Here is a 16,356-nt window from a genome sequence, read left to right as displayed (position 1 = left end):
CCCTCTCTCTATGAGAGAGGGTTTTTGGTGGGCGGCCCCTAATCCAACGCATTCCGACAGGCCGCCGCCATGGCGATGGGCCCGAGCGCGACCGCCGCGGCCGAATAGGCCAGCAGCAGCAGCAGGCCGCCGGTCCACGGCAACCCACCGGCCAGGGCGTCCAGGGCCCCGGCCCCGAAGATCACCGGCGGCACGTAGAGCGGCAGGACGATCACCGCCACCAGCAGACCGCCGCGCTTGCTGCCCAGGGCCAGGCTGGCGCCCAGCCCGCCGAGGAACGAGAAGGCCAGGCCGCCGGCCAGGGCGCAGACGATCAGCAGCGGGATGATCGCCGACGAAGCCCCCAGGGCCAGGGCGGCGACCGGCGCGGCCAGCGCCAGCGGCGCCCCGGCCGCCAGCCAGTGGGCCAGGCACTTGGCCACGGCCACCGCCTCCAACGGCGCGGGCCCCAGGGCCAGCAGGTCCAGCGCCCCGTCCTCGAAATCGCGCTCGAACAGGCGCTCCAGCGACAGCAGGGCGGCCAGGGCCAGGGCCAGCCAGGCGATGCCGGGGGCCAGCGCGGCCAGCCGCTCGGGCGCGCGGCCGGCCGCCAGGGGCAGCAGGGTGACGACGCAGGCGTAGAAGGCCAGGGCCAGCAGCGGCCCGCCGCCCTTGCCCCAGGCCAGGGCCAGCTCGCGCCGCAGCAGGACGAGGAAGGCGCTCATCCTCCGATCTCCACGGATCGGGCCGGGATGGGCAGGGGATCGTGCACCGCCGCCAGGATCATGCCGCCGCCGGCCAGGTGCTGGGCCATCAGCGCGCCGAACCCCTCGCGGTGACCGGCGTCCAGCGGGGCCATCGGCTCGTCCAGCAGCCACAGCGACCGCGGGCTGGCCAGCAGCCGGGCCAGGGCGACGCGCCGGCGCTGGCCGGCCGACAGCCGACGGATCTCCAGGTCCAGCAGGCGGTCGAGGTCCAGCCGGGTCGCGGCGGCGCGGGCCGAGGCCTCCGAGCCGCCGGTCCACAGGGTCTGGAACAGCAGCTCCTCCCAGGCCGAGCGCGTCGACTTCAGGCCGTCGTGGTGGCCGACCATGTGCAGCGCCTCGGCCCGGGCCGTCTCGGCCTCCAGTTCGCCGGCCGCGCCGTGGAACGCCACGGTTCCCGCATCCGGGCGCAGAAGTCCGGCCACGGCCCGCAACAGGCTGGTCTTGCCGGCGCCGTTGCGTCCCGTCAGCGCCACCGCTTCGCCGGCCTGGATCTCCAGGTCCAGCCCCGAGAACAGCCGTCGTTCGCCGCGAACAAGACTTAAGTCCTTGATGCGAATAGTTCTCAACATAGGTCCAATGACCCCAAGACCCTGCCCTGTGCATGGACGTTGCCGACGACGAGGGCTAAGAAGCCCTCGGCCGTCACCCTCCACATTGGATGGGGCGTACGCGGCGCGGGGATGGACGCTGTGGGTCCGCCTCGATCGCGCGATCCCGGGAGTGGTTTTCCGGCGGCCGTGGACAGAGAAGGGATCTCCCGAAATGGCGTCTGTAGACAGCCTCAAAACCCGCCGCGAACTCGTCGTCGGCGGCAAGACCTACGTCTATTACAGCCTTCGCGCCGCCGAGGAAGCGGGTCTGACCGAAACCAGCAAGCTGCCGGTGTCGATGAAGGTGCTGCTCGAGAACCTGCTGCGCTATGAAGACGGCGTTTCGGTTCGCGAAGACGACCTCAAGGCCGTCGCCAACTGGCTGGTCAACAAGGGCAGCGTCGAGCACGAAATCAGCTTCCGCCCGGCCCGCGTGCTGATGCAGGACTTCACCGGCGTTCCGGCCGTCGTCGACCTGGCCGCCATGCGCGACGCCATGGTGGCGCTGGGCGCCGACCCGGCCAAGATCAACCCGCTCAACCCCGTCGACCTGGTCATCGACCACTCGGTGATGGTCGACAACTTCGGCAACCCGAAGGCCTTCGACGACAACGTCAAGCGCGAGTACGAGCGCAACCTCGAGCGCTACCGCTTCCTGCGCTGGGGCTCGTCGGCGTTCAACAACTTCCGCGTCGTGCCCCCGGGCACCGGCATCTGTCACCAGGTGAACCTGGAATACCTGGCCCAGACCGTCTGGACCAACGAAGCCGAGGGCGTGACCACCGCCTATCCCGACACCGTCGTCGGCACCGACAGCCACACCACCATGGTCAACGGCCTGTCGGTCCTGGGCTGGGGCGTGGGCGGCATCGAGGCCGAGGCCGCGATGCTGGGCCAGCCGATCCCGATGCTGATCCCGGAAGTCATCGGCTTCAAGCTGACCGGCGCCATGCCGGAAGGCGCGACGGCCACCGACCTGGTGCTGACCGTCACCCAGATGCTGCGCAAGAAGGGCGTGGTCGGCAAGTTCGTCGAGTTCTACGGCGACGCCCTGGCCAACCTGACCCTGGAAGACCAGGCGACCATCGCCAACATGGCCCCGGAATACGGCGCCACCTGCGGCTTCTTCCCAATCTCGGCCTCGACCGTGGCCTACCTCAAGGGCACCGGCCGCGACGCCGACCGCGTCGCCCTGGTCGAAGCCTACGCCAAGGCCCAGGGCCTGTGGTGGGAGCCCGGCGTGGCCGAGCCGACCTTCAGCGACAGCCTGGAGCTGGACCTGGCGGCCGTCCTGCCGTCGCTGGCCGGCCCCAAGCGTCCGCAAGACCGCGTGCTGCTGACCGAATCCGCCGCCAAGTTCGCCGAGTCCCTGGCCGGTGAGTTCGGCAAGGCCGAGGCCCCGGCCGCCCGTGTGCCGGTCGAGGGCGAAAACTTCGACGTCGGCCACGGCGACGTGGTCATCGCGGCCATCACCAGCTGCACCAACACCTCCAACCCCAGCGTGCTGATCGCCGCCGGCCTGCTGGCCAAGAACGCGGTGGCCAAGGGCCTGAAGGCCAAGCCGTGGGTGAAGACCTCGCTGGCCCCCGGCTCGCAGGTGGTCACCGACTACCTGCTGAAGGCCGGCCTGACCAAGCACCTGGACGCCCTGGGCTTCAACCTGGTCGGCTACGGCTGCACCACCTGCATCGGCAACTCCGGCCCGCTGCCGGAGAACATCAGCAAGGCCGTCAACGACGCCGACCTGGTGGCCTGCTCGGTGCTGTCGGGCAACCGCAACTTCGAAGGCCGGGTGAACCCGGACGTCCGCGCCAACTACCTGGCCTCGCCGCCGCTGGTGGTGGCCTACGCCCTGGCCGGCTCGATGAAGATCGACCTGACCACCGAGGCGCTGGGCCAGGACAAGAAGGGCAACGACGTCTTCCTGAAGGACATCTGGCCGACCAACGAGGAGATCGCCGCCGTCCAGCGCAAGGCGGTCACCGAGAAGATGTTCGCCACCCGCTACGCCGACGTCTTCAAGGGCGACAAGAACTGGCAGGGGATCAAGATCACCGGCGGCCAGACCTACGCCTGGGAGGGCGACAGCACCTACGTGCAGAACCCGCCCTACTTCCCCAACATGTCGATGACCCCGACTCCGGTCACCGACATCGTGGAAGCCCGCGTCCTGGCGGTGTTCGGCGACTCGATCACCACCGACCACATCAGCCCGGCCGGTTCGATCAAGAAGACCAGCCCCGCTGGCCAGTACCTGATCGACCACGGCGTCGACCCCCTGGACTTCAACGGTTACGGCGCGCGTCGCGGCAACCACCAGGTGATGATGCGCGGCACCTTCGCCAACATCCGCATCCGCAACAAGATCACCCCGGACATCGAAGGCGGCGTGACCAAGCACTTCCCCTCGGGCGAGGTGATGTCGATCTACGACGCGGCGATGAAGTACCAGGCCGAGGGCCGTCCGGCCGTGGTGTTCGGCGGCAAGGAATACGGCACCGGCAGCTCGCGTGACTGGGCCGCCAAGGGCACCAAGCTCTTGGGCGTCCGCGCGGTGATCTGCGAGAGCTTCGAGCGCATCCACCGTTCGAACCTGGTGGGCATGGGCGTGTTGCCGCTGCAGTTCGTGCAGGAAGGCTGGCAGAAGCTGGAACTGACGGGCGAGGAGATCGTCTCGATCCGCGGCCTGCAGGACCTGGCGCCGCGCAAGCAGCTGATCGTCGAGCTCTACCGCCCGACCGACGGCCGCATCGCCCGCTTCCCGGTCCGTTGCCGCATCGACACCCCCACCGAGCTTGAATATTTCAAGAACGGCGGCGTGCTGAACTACGTCCTGCGCAACCTGGCGAAAGCCGACTAACCGCACGACGGTCACGGGCTTTCGAGCCTTCGACAAGATCAAGCCGGGTCCCTTGGGCCCGGCTTTTTCTTTGCGCGCGCGTCGGGCGGCCGCTTTTGTCCTGAAAGACCCGGAAGAACGCCGCCTTCACGGCCTCGTGAACGGCCAGCGGGCACGATCTTGGCTTAAGTGCCCCGCACATGCGTCAGGCCTTCCTCACTCTTCTCGTCACAACTCTCGCGAGCCTCACGGCCGGGTCGGCGCTCGCCGCCAAGCCGCCGGTGGTCGTCGAGCTGTTCACCGCCCAGGGCTGCTCGTCCTGCGGCAAGGCCAACCAGGTGGTCGCCGACCTGGCCGACGACAAGGGCGTGCTGGCCCTGACCTATTCGGTCGACTACTGGGACTATCTCGGCTGGAGCGACACCTTCGCCAAGCCGGCCTTCGCGTCGCGCCAGCGGGCCTACGCCCAGAAGTTCTCGCTGCGCGACGTGCCGACCCCGCAGGTGGTGATCTCGGGCCGCGAACAGGCCTCCGGCGCCAAGGCCGAGGCCGTCGAGACCCTGGTCAGGGCCGCGGCCAAGGCCCCGGCCAACCCTCCGGACATGGAATTCGTCGGCGACAGCCGCGTGGCCGTCGGCTCGGCCCCCGCTCCGCGCGGCGGCGGCGAGGTCTGGCTGGTGCGCTACGACCCGCGCGAGCAGGAGATCGCCGTCAAGCGCGGCGACAACCGCGGCCAGACCCTGGTGCATCGCAACGTGGTGCGCGAGTTGACCCGGCTGGGGCCGTGGGCCGGCCGGCCCAAGCTCTATCGCCTGACCGCGTCCAGCGACGACGCGCTGAAGACGGTGATCATCGTCCAGGGCGCCAAGGGCGGCCGGGTGATCGGCGTGTTGCAGGAAGAGACGAAGTAGGCTTCCGCCTCCCTGCTGTGTGCAAGGAGTCCCAAATACAAAAACGGTTGTCATCCCGGACAAGCGAAGCGCCGATCCGGAACCGCCGGAAGCGCGGCGCTCAGGCGTCGGTCCCGGATCGGCGCGCTGCGCGCTTGTCCGGGATGACAACCGTTTTGCTTGAAGATCATGCGACCCCCACCGTCGGCTACGCCGACACCTCCCCCACGGGGGGAGGCATAAAGAAAGGCCCGCGCATCGAGGGGACGAACGCGCGGGCCTCTTAGGGGGAGGGGATTGTCGGCCGACCGGGGCTTCGAGCCCAGGAGGGGCTGGGGGGCAATCAGTTCCGGACCCGAGACGTCCGATCAGCCGACACTGGATTTATGCCGCCGCAACCGGGCTTCGGAAGGGCGCGATCAAGGTCGTTTCGCGGCCGTTCGTGTCGCCGGTGTGTTCGGCCGGTCGGGGAGCATCGTGCGGAAAGGTGGGAACCGGTTTTCCGCGAAAACGATGCGAAGAAAGTGGAGCGCGCACGCGAAAACCCCGCGTGGAGAGGGGCGCCACGCGGGGTCTCAGGGATATTCTTGGAGGGCTCTGTCGGCCGACCGGCCCACGATAAAGGGGGCTGGGGGGGCTGTTCAGGATCCTGAACCGCGGGGGTTCCGATCAGCCGACACCGTCAAACTGCTGGGGCAAACAGGCGGCCGAAAGTCCGAATTAAGGTCATTCCGTGGCGGGTCGCGGCGAGGCCGGGATTATTGGCCGCCCCTGTCGCCCCACGGCAACGCTTGGCGGAACCCGCACGGCGGCGCTCGCGTCGAGACCTGATTTGGGTTTAGGATTCGTCCGATGGCCCTGGATTCCCGTCCCGCCCCCGGTGTCGTTTTCTTCGAGCGTCGAGAGATCGACCAGCTCTTGCGGCTCTATGGCCGGATGGTCGCGGCCGGCGAATGGCGCGACTACGGCATGGCGGGCCTGGCCGACCACGCGGTGTTCTCGGTATTTCGCCACGCCGCCGAGTCGCCGCTCTACCGCATCGAGAAGCACCCGGCCCTGGCCCGCAAGCAGGGCGAATGGGCGGTGATCGGCCAGGGCGGCCTGACGCTGAAGCGCGGCCACGACCTGGGGCAGGTGCTGCGGATGTTCGACAAGGGGCGGTTCAAGGTGGTGGATTGAGAGGCGGTGACGCCCCCTCCGTCACGATGCGTATTCGCATCGCGCCACCTCCCCCGCTTCACGGGGGAGGAATAAAAAAGCCCCGGCGGTTTCCCGCCGGGGCTTCGTCGTTTCAGGCCTAGCCTGGCGTCTAGCGGCGGCTGCCGAAGATGCTGAGCAGGAATTGGAACAGGTTGATGAAGTTCAGATAGAGGTTCAGCGCGCCGTAGTTGGTGGCCACGGCCATCGACTGCTGGTCGCCGCCCATCTGGTAGTAGCTCATCTTCAGGTTCTGGGTGTCGTAGGCGATCAGGCCCGAGAAGATCAGCACGCCCAGGACGCTGATGATGAAGCTCAGGCCCGGCAGGTGGAAGATCGCCTGCACCAGCGAGGCGACCACCAGGCCGATCAGGCCCATGATCAGGAAGCTGCCGAAACCGGTCAGGTCCTTCTTGGTGGTGTAGCCGAACAGGCTCAGCCCACCGAAGGCGATGGCGGTGATCAGGAAGGTCTGGGCCACCGAAGCGCCGGTATAGGCCAGCAGCCAGACGCCCAGGCCGGCGCCGATGGTCGCCACCAGCGCCCAGTAGAAGATGCCGGAGGAGCGGGCGGTGGGGTTCTTCATCGCGAACATCGAGATGAGGATCATCACGATGGGCGCGAAGCGGATCACGGTGCCCAGCAGGGTGAAGCCGGCCAGGCGGCCGTCCGGGGTCACCAGATAGAGCAGGTTGGTGACCGGCGCGTAGGCGCTGGTCAGGAAGGCCAGGCCGGCCGACAGCAGAAGGCCGAGCGCCACCTTGTTGTAGACGCCGAGCATGAAACTACGCAGGCCGGCGTCAACCGACATGTCGGCGCGATCCACCGGGATCGAGCGCGCGTAGCCGCGGTTGAGGTCGTTCATCGGGGTAAAGCCCTTCGAAAAGCATCACGTCCTCGTCGGACGCATCCTGAATATCGGGGCAGCGCGAGTATCATGCAAGATGTTGCGCTTTCCGCGGCGCTTGCCCGTTCGTAAATAGACGCCAGACAAACTTTAGCGAGGCGACATGGATTACGTGGAACTCGGCCGGACCGGCATCCAGGTCTCGCGCTGCTGCCTGGGCACGATGACCTGGGGCTCGCAGAACAGCGAGGCGGAAGCCCACGAACAGATGGACTACGCCCTGGGCCAGGGCGTGACCTTCTGGGACACCGCCGAGATGTATTCCAGCCCGCCCAGCCCAGAGACCCAGGGCAATACCGAGCGCCATATCGGCTCGTGGCTGAAGAAGACCGGCAAGCGCCAGGAGATCGTCCTGGCCTCCAAGGTCGCCGGGCGGGGCAGCGCCTTCGGCGGCCTGAGCTGGATGCGCGCCGACGGCGGCTCCACCCGCCAGACCCGCGCCCAGATCGACGAGGCGGTCGAGGGCTCGCTCAAGCGCCTGAACACCGACTATCTCGACCTCTACCAGCTGCACTGGCCCGACCGGCCGGTGCGGGTGTTCGGCGGCCAGACCTACAAGGACTACGAGCAGGACTTCGAGACGTTCGGCGACATCCTCGAGGCGCTGGACAAGCATGTGAAGAAGGGAACGCTGCGGTCGATCGGGGTCTCCAACGAATTCCCCTGGGGGGTGATGCGCTTCCTGGCCGAGAGCGAGACGCGCGGCCTGCCGCGCATCGCCTCGATCCAGAACGCCTACCACCTGGCCAACCGCACCTTCGAATACGGCCTGGCCGAGATCGCCATGCGCGAACAGGTCGGCCTGCTGGCCTATTCGCCCCTGGCCCAGGGCGCCCTGACCGGCAAGTACCTGGACGGCAAGCTGCCGGAGGGCTCGCGCAAGGCGCTCTACAACCGCATGCAGCGCTACGAGGGCCCCGGCGCCGAACCGGCGATCCGCGGCTATGTCGACCTGGCCGGCCATTTCGGCCTCGACCCGGCGCAGCTGGCCCTGAAGTTCTGCGACACCCGGGAGTTCGTCACCTCGACCATCATCGGCGCGACCTCGATGGACCAGCTGAAGACCAATATCGGCGCTTTCGACGTGACCTGGACCGAGGAGATGGAAAAGGCGGTCAACGCGTTGCACGCGCTGCAACCGAACCCGTGTCCGTAGGAACAGGTCCTCCCCCTGTGGGGGAGGTGTCGGCGCAGCCGACGGAGGGGGGAGTATGCTGAGAGGGCCAATGACTCCCCCCACCGGCCTACGGCCGCCTCCCCCACAGGGGAGGGTTTTGTCGGACGGACCGGTCGGAGGTAAGAAAGCCCATGATCCGCCTGTTCACCGCCATCGCCCTGCCTCGCGAGTTCGGCGAGGACCTCGTCCCGCGCCAGTACGGCATCGACGGCGCCCGCTGGCGGCCCGTGGAGGCCTTCCACATCACCCTGAAGTTCATCGGCGACGTCCAGGAGACGCAGGCCGCCGACCTGGACGAGGAACTGCAGGCCATCCACGCCCCGGCCTTCGACCTGTCGCTGGCCGGCGTCGGCCACTTCGGCGAGGGGGTCGAGATTCACGCCGTCTGGGTCGGCGTGGCCGAGAGCCCCGACCTGCGCCACCTGGCCAAGGCCAACGAGGCCGCCGCCCGCCGGGCCGGCCTCAAGCCCGAGGCCCGGGCCTACACGCCGCACGTCACCCTGGCCTATCTGAAGCGGCCGCCCGTCCCCGAGGTCGCCGCCTGGATCCAGGGCCACAACCTGCTGCGCTCGCCGCCGTTCCGCGTCGACCGCTTCGGGCTCTATTCCAGCTGGCGCACCAGCGAGGGTTCGGCCTACCGGCTGGAGGCGGAATATCCGCTGGGGTGAGGCGAGCCCGTTCCACGAGGGCCGAAACGTCCAAGAACACCACCGATACTTGCGGTTTGCTCCCAGCGCGCGCCAGATCACGGTGACGCTCAACGGACGGAGCCCGCGATGTCCCTCTATCTCTTCGCCCTGCTGATCGGGGTGGTGGCCGGCCTGCGGGCCATGACCGCCCCCGCCGCCGTCGCCTGGGGCGCGCACCTGGGCCTCATTCCGCTGCAAGGCACGCCGCTGGCCTGGCTGGGCGGCAATATCGTCACCTGGGTCCTCACCGCCCTGGCGGTGCTGGAACTGGTCGCCGACCAGCTGCCCAAGACCCCCAGCCGCAAGGTGCCGGTGCAGTTCGGGACCCGCATCCTGACCGGCGCCTTCTGCGGCGCGGCGATCGGCATGACGGGCGGGGCTTGGATCGGCGGGGCCATCGCCGGCGCGATCGGCGCGGTGGTCGGCACCTTGGCCGGCGCCGACCTGCGCGGCCGCCTGGCCAAGGCGTTCGGCAAGGACCTGCCGGCCGCCCTGCTGGAAGACCTGGTCGCGGTCGGCGGCGCGGCCCTGATCGTCTCGGCCCTCTAGGCATGGCGACCCGGACCTTCGACGCCATCATCATCGGTGGCGGCCAGGCGGGCCCCGCGCTGGCCGGCCGGCTGACCGCCGCCGGCCAGACCGTGGCCCTGGTCGAGCGCAAGCTGCTGGGCGGCACCTGCGTCAACACCGGCTGCATGCCGACCAAGACCCTGGTGGCCAGCGCCTACGCCGCCCACCTGGCCCGCCGCGCCGCCGACTATGGCGTGACCTTCGACGGCCCCGTCGGGGTCAACATGAAGACGGTCCACGACCGCGCCCAGGCCGTCACCCTCAACGCCCGCCGCAATCTCGAGACCTGGCTGGGCGGCATGACAGGCTGCACGGTCATCCAGAACCACGCCCGCTTCGAGTCGGCGGGCGCCGTGCGGGTCGGCGACGACCTGCTGACCGCCCCGAAGATCTTCATCAATGTCGGCGGCCGGGCCAACGCGCCGGACATGCCGGGCCTGGGCGACATCCAGTACCTGACCAATGTCGGGATGATGCAGCTCGACACCCTGCCGCGTCACCTGGTGATCGTCGGCGGCAGCTATATCGGCCTGGAGTTCGCCCAGATGTACCGGCGCTTCGGCGCCGAGGTCACGGTGGTCGAGATGGGCCCCCGGCTGATCGGCCGCGAGGACCCGGAAATCTCCGACGCCGTGCGCGAGATCCTGGAAGGCGAGGGGGTCAATATCCGCCTCAACGCCGAATGCATCAGTTTCGCGCCCTGTGATGAGGGCGTCTGCGTCCACGTCACCTGCCAGGACGGCGCGCCTCAGGTCACCGGCTCGCACGTGCTGCTGGCCATCGGCCGCAAGCCCAACACCGACGACCTGGGCCTGGAAGCGGCCGGGATCGCCGTGGACAAGCGCGGCTACATCGTCGTCGACGACCAGTTGCGCACCACTGTCCCCGGCGTCTGGGCGATGGGCGACTGCAACGGCAAGGGCGCCTTCACCCACACCGCCTACAACGACTTCGAGATCATCGCCGCCAACCTGCTGGACAATGATCCGAGGCGGGTCAGCGACCGCATCACCTGCTACGGCCTGTTCATCGACCCGCCGCTGGGCCGGGTGGGGATGACCGAGGCCGAGGTCCGCGCCTCGGGCCGCCCGGCCCTGGTCGGCACGCGGCCGATGACCCGGGTCGGCCGAGCGGTCGAGAAGGGCGAGACCAAGGGCTTCATGAAGGTGGTGGTCGACGCGGAGACCAAGCAGATCCTCGGCGCGGCGATCCTCGGCCTGAACGGCGACGAGGTGATCCACGGCATGCTCGACCTGATGTACGCCAAGGCGCCCTACACCACGATCCAGCGGGCGGTGCACATCCACCCGACGGTGTCGGAGCTGGTCCCGACCATGCTGGGCGAGCTGAAGCCGCTGGTTTGATCCTCAGCCGGGGACATGCACTTGTGCGTGTCCCCACGCTCGTCATGGAAAGCGTCGGCGTGAACTATCCGAGTATCGGTTGGGGACACGCACAAGTGCATGTCCCCGGCCGCGGATCACGCCACCGCGTGGTCCTTCAGCACCCCCAGCGTCACCACCGCCAGCATTTCCTCGTGGCTGGCCTCCAGCACCACCGGCGGGGCGACGCCGGCGTCCAGCGCCTCCTTCCAGCGGCCGGCGCACAGGCACCAGCGGTCGCCGGCCACCAGGCCCCGGAAGGCGAACTCGGGACGCGGGGTCGACAGGTCGTTGCCGGTGGCGCGCGAGAAGGCCAGGAACTCGTCGGTCATCACCGCGCACACCGTGTGCAGGCCCAGGTCGTGCGGCCCGGTCTCGCAGCAGCCGTTGCGGTAGAACCCGGTCACCGGGTTCAGCGAGCAGGGCTGCAGTTCCTGGCCCAGGACGTTCTTGGCGGTGTCGTCATAGCGCGTGGTCATGTCGCCAGCTTACCCCCGTTTGGGGGAATCTCGACACCGTTCAGCCATCAGGATGCGTGACGACTTCCGGTGACGCTCGCCAGATGCTTAAGAGGAACGGCAAGACCAGGAACTCGAGCGGGAGCCTCATGTCCGACATCGCCCGGCCGCGCCGCAGCGCCCTCTACATGCCGGCCTCCAATGCCAAGGCGGTGGACAAGGCCCGCACCCTGGACGCCGACGTGATCATCCTCGACCTGGAGGACGCCGTGGCCCCGGAGATGAAGGCCGAGGCCCGCGACGCCGCCGTGGCGGCGGTCAAGGCCGGCGGCTTCGGCCCCCGCGAAGTCGTCATCCGCACCAACGGCCTGGACACCCCCTGGGGCGAGGCCGACCTGAAGGCCGCCGCCGACGCGGGCCCGGACGCGGTTCTTGTTCCGAAAGTCAATGACGCCGCCGACGTCCACGCCTACCAAGCCGCCCTGCACGCGGCCCCGGCCGCCACCCGGCTGTGGACGATGATCGAGACCGGCAAGGCCGCCTTCCACCTGTGGGAGATCGCCGCCGCCGCGCGGACCACCCGGCTGAGCGGCTGGGTGATGGGGGTCAACGACCTGGCCAAGGAGATGCGGGCCCGCCAGACCCCGGGCCGCGAGGCCTTCCTGCCGATTCTGTCGCTGTCGGTGGCCGCCGCCCGGGCCCACGGCCTGACCATCCTGGACGGGGTGCACAACGACATCGACGACCTGGCGGCGCTGGAGGCGGTCTGCGGCCAGGCCGTGGACTTCGGCTTCGACGGCAAGACCCTGATCCATCCCAAGCACCTGGAGATCTGCAACCGCGCCTTCTCGCCGACGCCGGACGAGATCGCCTGGAGCCGGGCGGTGATCGCCGCCTTCGCCGCGCCCGAGAACGCCGGCAAGGGCGCGCTGCGGGTCGAGGGCAAGATGGCCGAGCGCCTGCACCTGGTTCAGGCCGAACGGCTGGTGGCGGTGGCCGCCGCCATCGCCGCACGCTCCGCGGCCTGAGGACGAAGCCGGCTCGATGCGCGCCCTCCTGATCTCCCTGCTGGCGTTTTCCGCCGCTCCGGTCCTGGCCCAAGAGACGCCGACCCAGGAGGCCCCGGTCTCGACCGCGCCCGGCGTCCAGAGCGCGCCGGCGCCGGCCACGTCCGTTCCGTCCGCGCCGCCGGTCGTGGGCGACCCCCAGGCAGCGGTTCCCCTGGTGACCGCCCCGCCGGCCCCGGACACCGCGGTCTCGGCCGACCAGGCCGTCGATCCCCTGGCCGACCTGATCGCCCAGAGCGGACCGCAGACCACCGATGAGGAGGAGCCGGCCGCCCAGGCCCCGCTGCCGCCGCACAAACCGACCATCCTGCCGATCCCCGCGCCCGAACCCCCACCCGGACAGGCGCCCGCCCAGGCGGCCGGCGCCGTCCCGGGCGGCTACATGCCCACCGCCGAGGCTTACGACCTGCGGATCAAGGGTTCGATCCTCGCCGCCCAGGGCCTGCAGGGTCCGATGGACGGCGCCTGGTCGCTGACCGGGCCCGACGGGACGGCGCTGTACGACCTGCAGATCGTCGATCCGGCCGGCGGCTATGGCGGGCTGGAGGGCGCCTGGCGCGACCTGAGGCGTCCCGGCACGGTGGGCTCGACCGGCCTGATCGACTTCGTGGACCGCTCGACCGGCGAGCTGGCCGCCCGCTTCTCGCCCCGGCCCGGCCAGCTGGCGACCGTCACCCTGCGGCCGCGCGGCGACGGGGCCTGGGTCGGCGCGTTGAACGAGAACGGGGTCGACACCGCCGTCACCGCCCGCCGCGTGGCCCAGGCCACCCTGCCGCCCGGCTATGCGCCGGCCGGTCGAGGTCCGGTGATCTGGCCGCGTCCGGTCGTCGCCGCGCCCCGGATCGTCGCCGAGGCCCCGGCCAGGGCTGCCCCCTGTTCGACCAAGGGCAAGAAGGGCAAGGCCCTGAAAGCCGCCAAGGCCAAGTGCGCCGCCGTCGCCAGGAAGGGCGGCAAGGGCAAGGCGGCGGCCGTGAAGGGCAAGAAGGGCGCGAAAGGCAAGGCCGTGGCGAGCAAGGGGAAGGGCTCGGCCAAGGGCAAGGCCACGGCGAAGAAGTCGGGGAAAAGGAAGCGGTAGCCTCTTTCTTTCGTTTCAATTTCAACACCGTCATCCCAGGCCCTGTGCCCGGGACGACGGTGGTTATGTTGGGGTTAGATTCCCAACGCCCTTCGCGCCGCCGCGACCGCCCGCTCCAGCGCTTGCGGTTCGTAGGCGAGGCCCGCCGAATGCCCCCACACCGGCCCCGGCCAGGCCGGATCACCGACCCGGCGGCCCAGCACATGGACGTGCAGTTGCGGCGTGACGTTGCCGAGCGCGCCGACATTGAGCTTGTCGACCTCCAGACCCAGCACGGCGGCGACCGCCCGGACGGCGGCGCCGGCCAGGACCGTTTCCTCGATCAGCGTCGCACGGTCGGCCGGGGACAGGTCCTCCAGCTCCCGCGCCCCGCCGACCCGGGGGATCAGCACCACCCACGGATAGCGGGCGTCGAGCTGCAGGCGGGCATGGCACAGGGGAAGCTCGCCGAGTTCGACGGCCGTGGCCACGAAGGCCGGATCGAGGGCGAACTCAGCCACGCTTCGGAACCGCCGCCCAATAGTCGAAGTCGAGGATGACGCCCGGCGCATAAGCGCCCGCCTCGTCCTTGTCGGGGAAGTCGACGCAGGGTCGGTCGACCGTCGCCACCAGCCGCAGGCGCAGGGCGCCGACCGAGGCGCTCAGGTCGGCCTTGTCGAGCACCTGGCTCCAGGCGAACACCGTGCCACCGGCGAAATAGGGGCTGACATGACGGCCGCCGTTGATCGCCAGGATCAGGCCGGCGTTCTGCAAGCCGTTGAACGACAGGGCCTTGGCCGTCGAGATCACCACCCCGCCATAGACCAGCCGCCGGCCCGACGGGTCCTTGGCCCGTTCGAACTGGTTGAAGTGGACCTTGGCGGTGTTCTGCCACAGCCGCGTGGCCATCTGGGCCTCGGCTTCCTCGACCACCATGCCGTCGACATGGTCGATCTTCTCGCCGACCGCGTAGTCCTCATAGGCGTGCGGCGCGCCGGCGAGGGCGAAGTCGTACTTGGCGAAGTTCAGGCCCGGCGGCGGGGTCAGGTGCTCGGCGGTCACCGCGCCGGCCAGCTGCGGCGCTGCCTGGCCCTCGACCACTGCGCCCGGGTCGCGCTTGCGCACCATCACCCAGCGCACATAGCTCAGCACCGCCACGCCGCGCTGGTTGGCGCCGGTGGTTCGCACATAGACCACCCCGGTCTTGCCGTTGGAATTCTCCTTCAGCCCGATCACCTCCGAGCGCGCCGTCAGGGTGTCGCCCGGATGGACCGGGGCCAGGAACCGGCCCTCGGCGTAGCCCAGGTTGGCCACGGCGTTGAGGCTGATGTCGGGCACGGTCTTGCCGAACACCACGTGGAAGGCGACCAGCGGATCGACCGGCGCGCTGGCCAGGCCGCAGTCGGCGGCGAAGACGTCGGACGAGAACAGCGAAAACCGGGGGCCGTACAGCGCCGTGTACAGGGCCACGTCGCCCGCCGTGATCGTGCGCGGCGTGGCGTGGACGATCACCTGGCCAAGCTTGAAGTCCTCGAAATAGTTCCCCGGATCGGTCTTGCTCATCCCCGCGTGTCCTTATCGTTGTTCAGGCAGTTTTGCCGCACCGCAGCGAAACGGGAAAGGGGGCTTGAGGCCGAGCGATTGCGGGCGTAGACCGCGCCCCGACATTACTCGTCCACAGCCCTGACGGAGACCCCATGGCTCGCGCGAAGATCGCCCTCATCGGCGCCGGCATGATCGGCGGCACCCTGGCCCACATCGCCGCTCGTGAAGAACTCGGCGACGTGATCCTGTTCGACATCGCCGAGGGCACGCCCCAGGGCAAGTCGCTCGACATCGCCGAAGCCTCGGCCGTGTTCGGCAAGGACGTCGTCCTGAAGGGCGCCAATTCGTACGAAGAGATCGCCGGCGCCGACGTCTGCATCGTCACCGCCGGCGTGCCGCGCAAGCCGGGCATGAGCCGCGACGACCTGCTGGGCATCAACCTGAAGGTCATGAAGGCCGTCGGCGAAGGCATCAAGGCCCACGCCCCCAACGCCTTCGTCATCTGCATCACCAACCCGCTGGACGCCATGGTCTGGGCCCTGCAGCAGTTCTCGGGCCTGCCCAAGGAAAAGGTCATCGGCATGGCCGGCGTCCTGGACTCGGCGCGCTTCGCCTACTTCCTGGCCGAAAAGACCGGCGTGTCGGTGGAAGACATCCACGCCTGGACCCTGGGCGGCCACGGCGACGACATGGTGCCGATGGTCCGTCACTCGACGGTCGGCGGCCTGCCGCTGCCGGACCTGGTCAGCCAGGGCTGGATGACCCAGGAAGAGCTCGACGGCATCGTCAAGCGCACCCGCGGCGGCGGCGGCGAGATCGTCGCCCTGCTGAAGACCGGCTCGGCCTTCTACGCCCCGGCCGAAAGCGCCATCGCCATGGCCACCAGCTACATCAAGGACAAGAAGCGCGTCCTGCCCTGCGCCACCTTCCTGACCGGCCAGTACGGCCTGGAAGGCCTCTATGTCGGCGTGCCGGTCGTGATCGGCGCCGGCGGCGCGGAGCGGGTCATCGAGTTCGAAACCAACGACGAGGAGAAGGCGATGTTCGCCAAGTCCGTCGAGTCGGTGAAGGGCCTGATGGAAGCCTGCAAGGCCATCGACCCGTCGCTGGTCTAGGCTTTTCGACTTTCGAGACAAGGAAGGGCGGCTCCTCGCGGGGCCGCCCTTTTTGTTTCACCCTCTCCCAGCGGGAGAGGGAGGGGCCCGCGCCGCAGGCGTGGGAGGGTGAGGGATCACGCCCTCACCG

General features: G+C 69.2%; 16 protein-coding genes. 10 read left to right on the top strand and 6 right to left on the bottom strand.

What is annotated here, in order from left to right; all coding sequences use genetic code 11:
- Nucleotides 1-38: 38 nt before the first annotated feature.
- Complete coding sequence (gene ccmB, locus PMI01_RS20600) at nt 39-704, bottom strand: heme exporter protein CcmB (RefSeq protein WP_007673542.1); 666 nt, start codon at nt 702-704, stop codon at nt 39-41.
- Nucleotides 701-1,315 (bottom strand): heme ABC exporter ATP-binding protein CcmA, encoded by a 615-nt coding sequence (ccmA, locus tag PMI01_RS20595; RefSeq protein ID WP_007673540.1) that lies wholly within the window; start codon nt 1,313-1,315, stop codon nt 701-703. The genes ccmB and ccmA overlap by 4 nt, the downstream gene beginning before the upstream one ends.
- A gap of 193 nt (nt 1,316-1,508) precedes the next feature.
- On the opposite strand from ccmA, the gene acnA reads away from it, so the two are divergent.
- The 3 genes from acnA to PMI01_RS20580 all read left to right on the top strand — a co-directional run bounded on the left by acnA (nt 1,509) and on the right by PMI01_RS20580 (nt 6,244).
- Entirely contained in the window at nt 1,509-4,196 is a 2,688-nt protein-coding gene (gene acnA / locus PMI01_RS20590; protein ID WP_007673539.1) for an aconitate hydratase AcnA, read from the top strand.
- 179 nt (nt 4,197-4,375) lie between these two features.
- Entirely contained in the window at nt 4,376-5,086 is a 711-nt protein-coding gene (locus PMI01_RS20585) for a DUF1223 domain-containing protein (protein ID WP_007673537.1), read from the top strand.
- An 831-nt stretch (nt 5,087-5,917) separates the two neighbouring features.
- Complete coding sequence (locus tag PMI01_RS20580) at nt 5,918-6,244, top strand: DUF2794 domain-containing protein (RefSeq protein WP_007673535.1); 327 nt, start codon at nt 5,918-5,920, stop codon at nt 6,242-6,244.
- 130 nt (nt 6,245-6,374) lie between these two features.
- On the opposite strand, the gene PMI01_RS20575 is transcribed toward PMI01_RS20580, so the two are convergent.
- Nucleotides 6,375-7,127, bottom strand: a complete 753-nt coding sequence (locus tag PMI01_RS20575) for a Bax inhibitor-1/YccA family protein (protein WP_007673533.1) — start codon at nt 7,125-7,127, stop codon at nt 6,375-6,377.
- A 145-nt stretch (nt 7,128-7,272) separates the two neighbouring features.
- Here PMI01_RS20575 and PMI01_RS20570 point away from each other — a divergent pair, with 145 nt between their 5' ends.
- The 4 genes from PMI01_RS20570 to PMI01_RS20555 all read left to right on the top strand — a co-directional run bounded on the left by PMI01_RS20570 (nt 7,273) and on the right by PMI01_RS20555 (nt 10,969).
- Nucleotides 7,273-8,325 carry an aldo/keto reductase gene (locus PMI01_RS20570; protein WP_007673531.1) on the top strand — a complete coding sequence of 351 codons (1,053 nt, stop codon included), beginning with the start codon at nt 7,273-7,275 and terminating at the stop codon, nt 8,323-8,325.
- A gap of 152 nt (nt 8,326-8,477) precedes the next feature.
- A complete protein-coding gene (thpR, locus tag PMI01_RS20565) occupies nt 8,478-9,014 on the top strand; it encodes an RNA 2',3'-cyclic phosphodiesterase (RefSeq protein ID WP_007673529.1) in 537 nt (178 codons plus the stop codon).
- A gap of 108 nt (nt 9,015-9,122) precedes the next feature.
- Nucleotides 9,123-9,584, top strand: a complete 462-nt coding sequence (locus tag PMI01_RS20560; protein WP_007673527.1) for a DUF4126 family protein — start codon at nt 9,123-9,125, stop codon at nt 9,582-9,584.
- 2 nt (nt 9,585-9,586) lie between these two features.
- The gene (locus PMI01_RS20555) at nt 9,587-10,969 is read left to right on the top strand and encodes an FAD-containing oxidoreductase (protein WP_007673524.1); all 1,383 of its coding nucleotides are present in this window, start codon (nt 9,587-9,589) and stop codon (nt 10,967-10,969) included.
- 116 nt (nt 10,970-11,085) lie between these two features.
- Here PMI01_RS20555 and PMI01_RS20550 read toward each other — a convergent pair whose 3' ends face one another.
- A complete protein-coding gene (locus tag PMI01_RS20550) occupies nt 11,086-11,466 on the bottom strand; it encodes a DUF2237 family protein (protein WP_007673522.1) in 381 nt (126 codons plus the stop codon).
- A 128-nt stretch (nt 11,467-11,594) separates the two neighbouring features.
- Between PMI01_RS20550 and PMI01_RS20545 the strand changes: the two genes are divergently transcribed.
- On the top strand, nt 11,595-12,473 hold the full coding sequence (locus tag PMI01_RS20545) for an HpcH/HpaI aldolase/citrate lyase family protein (protein ID WP_007673520.1): 879 nt from the start codon (nt 11,595-11,597) through the stop codon (nt 12,471-12,473).
- Between the two features lie 16 nt (nt 12,474-12,489).
- Entirely contained in the window at nt 12,490-13,587 is a 1,098-nt protein-coding gene (locus tag PMI01_RS20540; protein WP_007673518.1) for a hypothetical protein, read from the top strand.
- Between the two features lie 74 nt (nt 13,588-13,661).
- On the opposite strand, the gene PMI01_RS20535 is transcribed toward PMI01_RS20540, so the two are convergent.
- On the bottom strand, nt 13,662-14,087 hold the full coding sequence (locus PMI01_RS20535; protein ID WP_035037496.1) for an HIT domain-containing protein: 426 nt from the start codon (nt 14,085-14,087) through the stop codon (nt 13,662-13,664).
- Nucleotides 14,080-15,129 (bottom strand): MaoC family dehydratase, encoded by a 1,050-nt coding sequence (locus PMI01_RS20530; RefSeq protein WP_007673514.1) that lies wholly within the window; start codon nt 15,127-15,129, stop codon nt 14,080-14,082. Before PMI01_RS20530 ends, PMI01_RS20535 begins: the two co-directional genes overlap by 8 nt.
- A 134-nt stretch (nt 15,130-15,263) precedes the next feature.
- On the opposite strand from PMI01_RS20530, the gene mdh reads away from it, so the two are divergent.
- Entirely contained in the window at nt 15,264-16,226 is a 963-nt protein-coding gene (gene mdh / locus PMI01_RS20525; RefSeq protein ID WP_007673511.1) for a malate dehydrogenase, read from the top strand.
- Nucleotides 16,227-16,356: the final 130 nt, after the last annotated feature.

The organism is Caulobacter sp. AP07, from assembly GCF_000281955.1.
Taxonomy (GTDB): Bacteria; Pseudomonadota; Alphaproteobacteria; order Caulobacterales; family Caulobacteraceae; genus Caulobacter.
This window is presented reverse-complemented; position numbering and strand designations above follow the sequence as displayed.

Bases quoted from the DNA above. Each gene is read 5' to 3' on its own strand.
- acnA (WP_007673539.1), top strand. From the start codon at position 1,509: ATGGCGTCTGTAGACAGCCTCAAAACCCGCCGCGAACTCGTCGTCGGC.
- ccmB (WP_007673542.1), bottom strand. From the start codon at position 704: ATGAGCGCCTTCCTCGTCCTGCTGCGGCGCGAGCTGGCCCTGGCCTGG.
- PMI01_RS20580 (WP_007673535.1), top strand. From the start codon at position 5,918: ATGGCCCTGGATTCCCGTCCCGCCCCCGGTGTCGTTTTCTTCGAGCGT.
- PMI01_RS20560 (WP_007673527.1), top strand. From the start codon at position 9,123: ATGTCCCTCTATCTCTTCGCCCTGCTGATCGGGGTGGTGGCCGGCCTG.
- PMI01_RS20545 (WP_007673520.1), top strand. From the start codon at position 11,595: ATGTCCGACATCGCCCGGCCGCGCCGCAGCGCCCTCTACATGCCGGCC.
- ccmA (WP_007673540.1), bottom strand. From the start codon at position 1,315: ATGTTGAGAACTATTCGCATCAAGGACTTAAGTCTTGTTCGCGGCGAA.
- PMI01_RS20530 (WP_007673514.1), bottom strand. From the start codon at position 15,129: ATGAGCAAGACCGATCCGGGGAACTATTTCGAGGACTTCAAGCTTGGC.
- PMI01_RS20555 (WP_007673524.1), top strand. From the start codon at position 9,587: ATGGCGACCCGGACCTTCGACGCCATCATCATCGGTGGCGGCCAGGCG.
- PMI01_RS20550 (WP_007673522.1), bottom strand. From the start codon at position 11,466: ATGACCACGCGCTATGACGACACCGCCAAGAACGTCCTGGGCCAGGAA.
- PMI01_RS20575 (WP_007673533.1), bottom strand. From the start codon at position 7,127: ATGAACGACCTCAACCGCGGCTACGCGCGCTCGATCCCGGTGGATCGC.
- PMI01_RS20570 (WP_007673531.1), top strand. From the start codon at position 7,273: ATGGATTACGTGGAACTCGGCCGGACCGGCATCCAGGTCTCGCGCTGC.
- thpR (WP_007673529.1), top strand. From the start codon at position 8,478: ATGATCCGCCTGTTCACCGCCATCGCCCTGCCTCGCGAGTTCGGCGAG.
- mdh (WP_007673511.1), top strand. From the start codon at position 15,264: ATGGCTCGCGCGAAGATCGCCCTCATCGGCGCCGGCATGATCGGCGGC.
- PMI01_RS20540 (WP_007673518.1), top strand. From the start codon at position 12,490: ATGCGCGCCCTCCTGATCTCCCTGCTGGCGTTTTCCGCCGCTCCGGTC.
- PMI01_RS20585 (WP_007673537.1), top strand. From the start codon at position 4,376: ATGCGTCAGGCCTTCCTCACTCTTCTCGTCACAACTCTCGCGAGCCTC.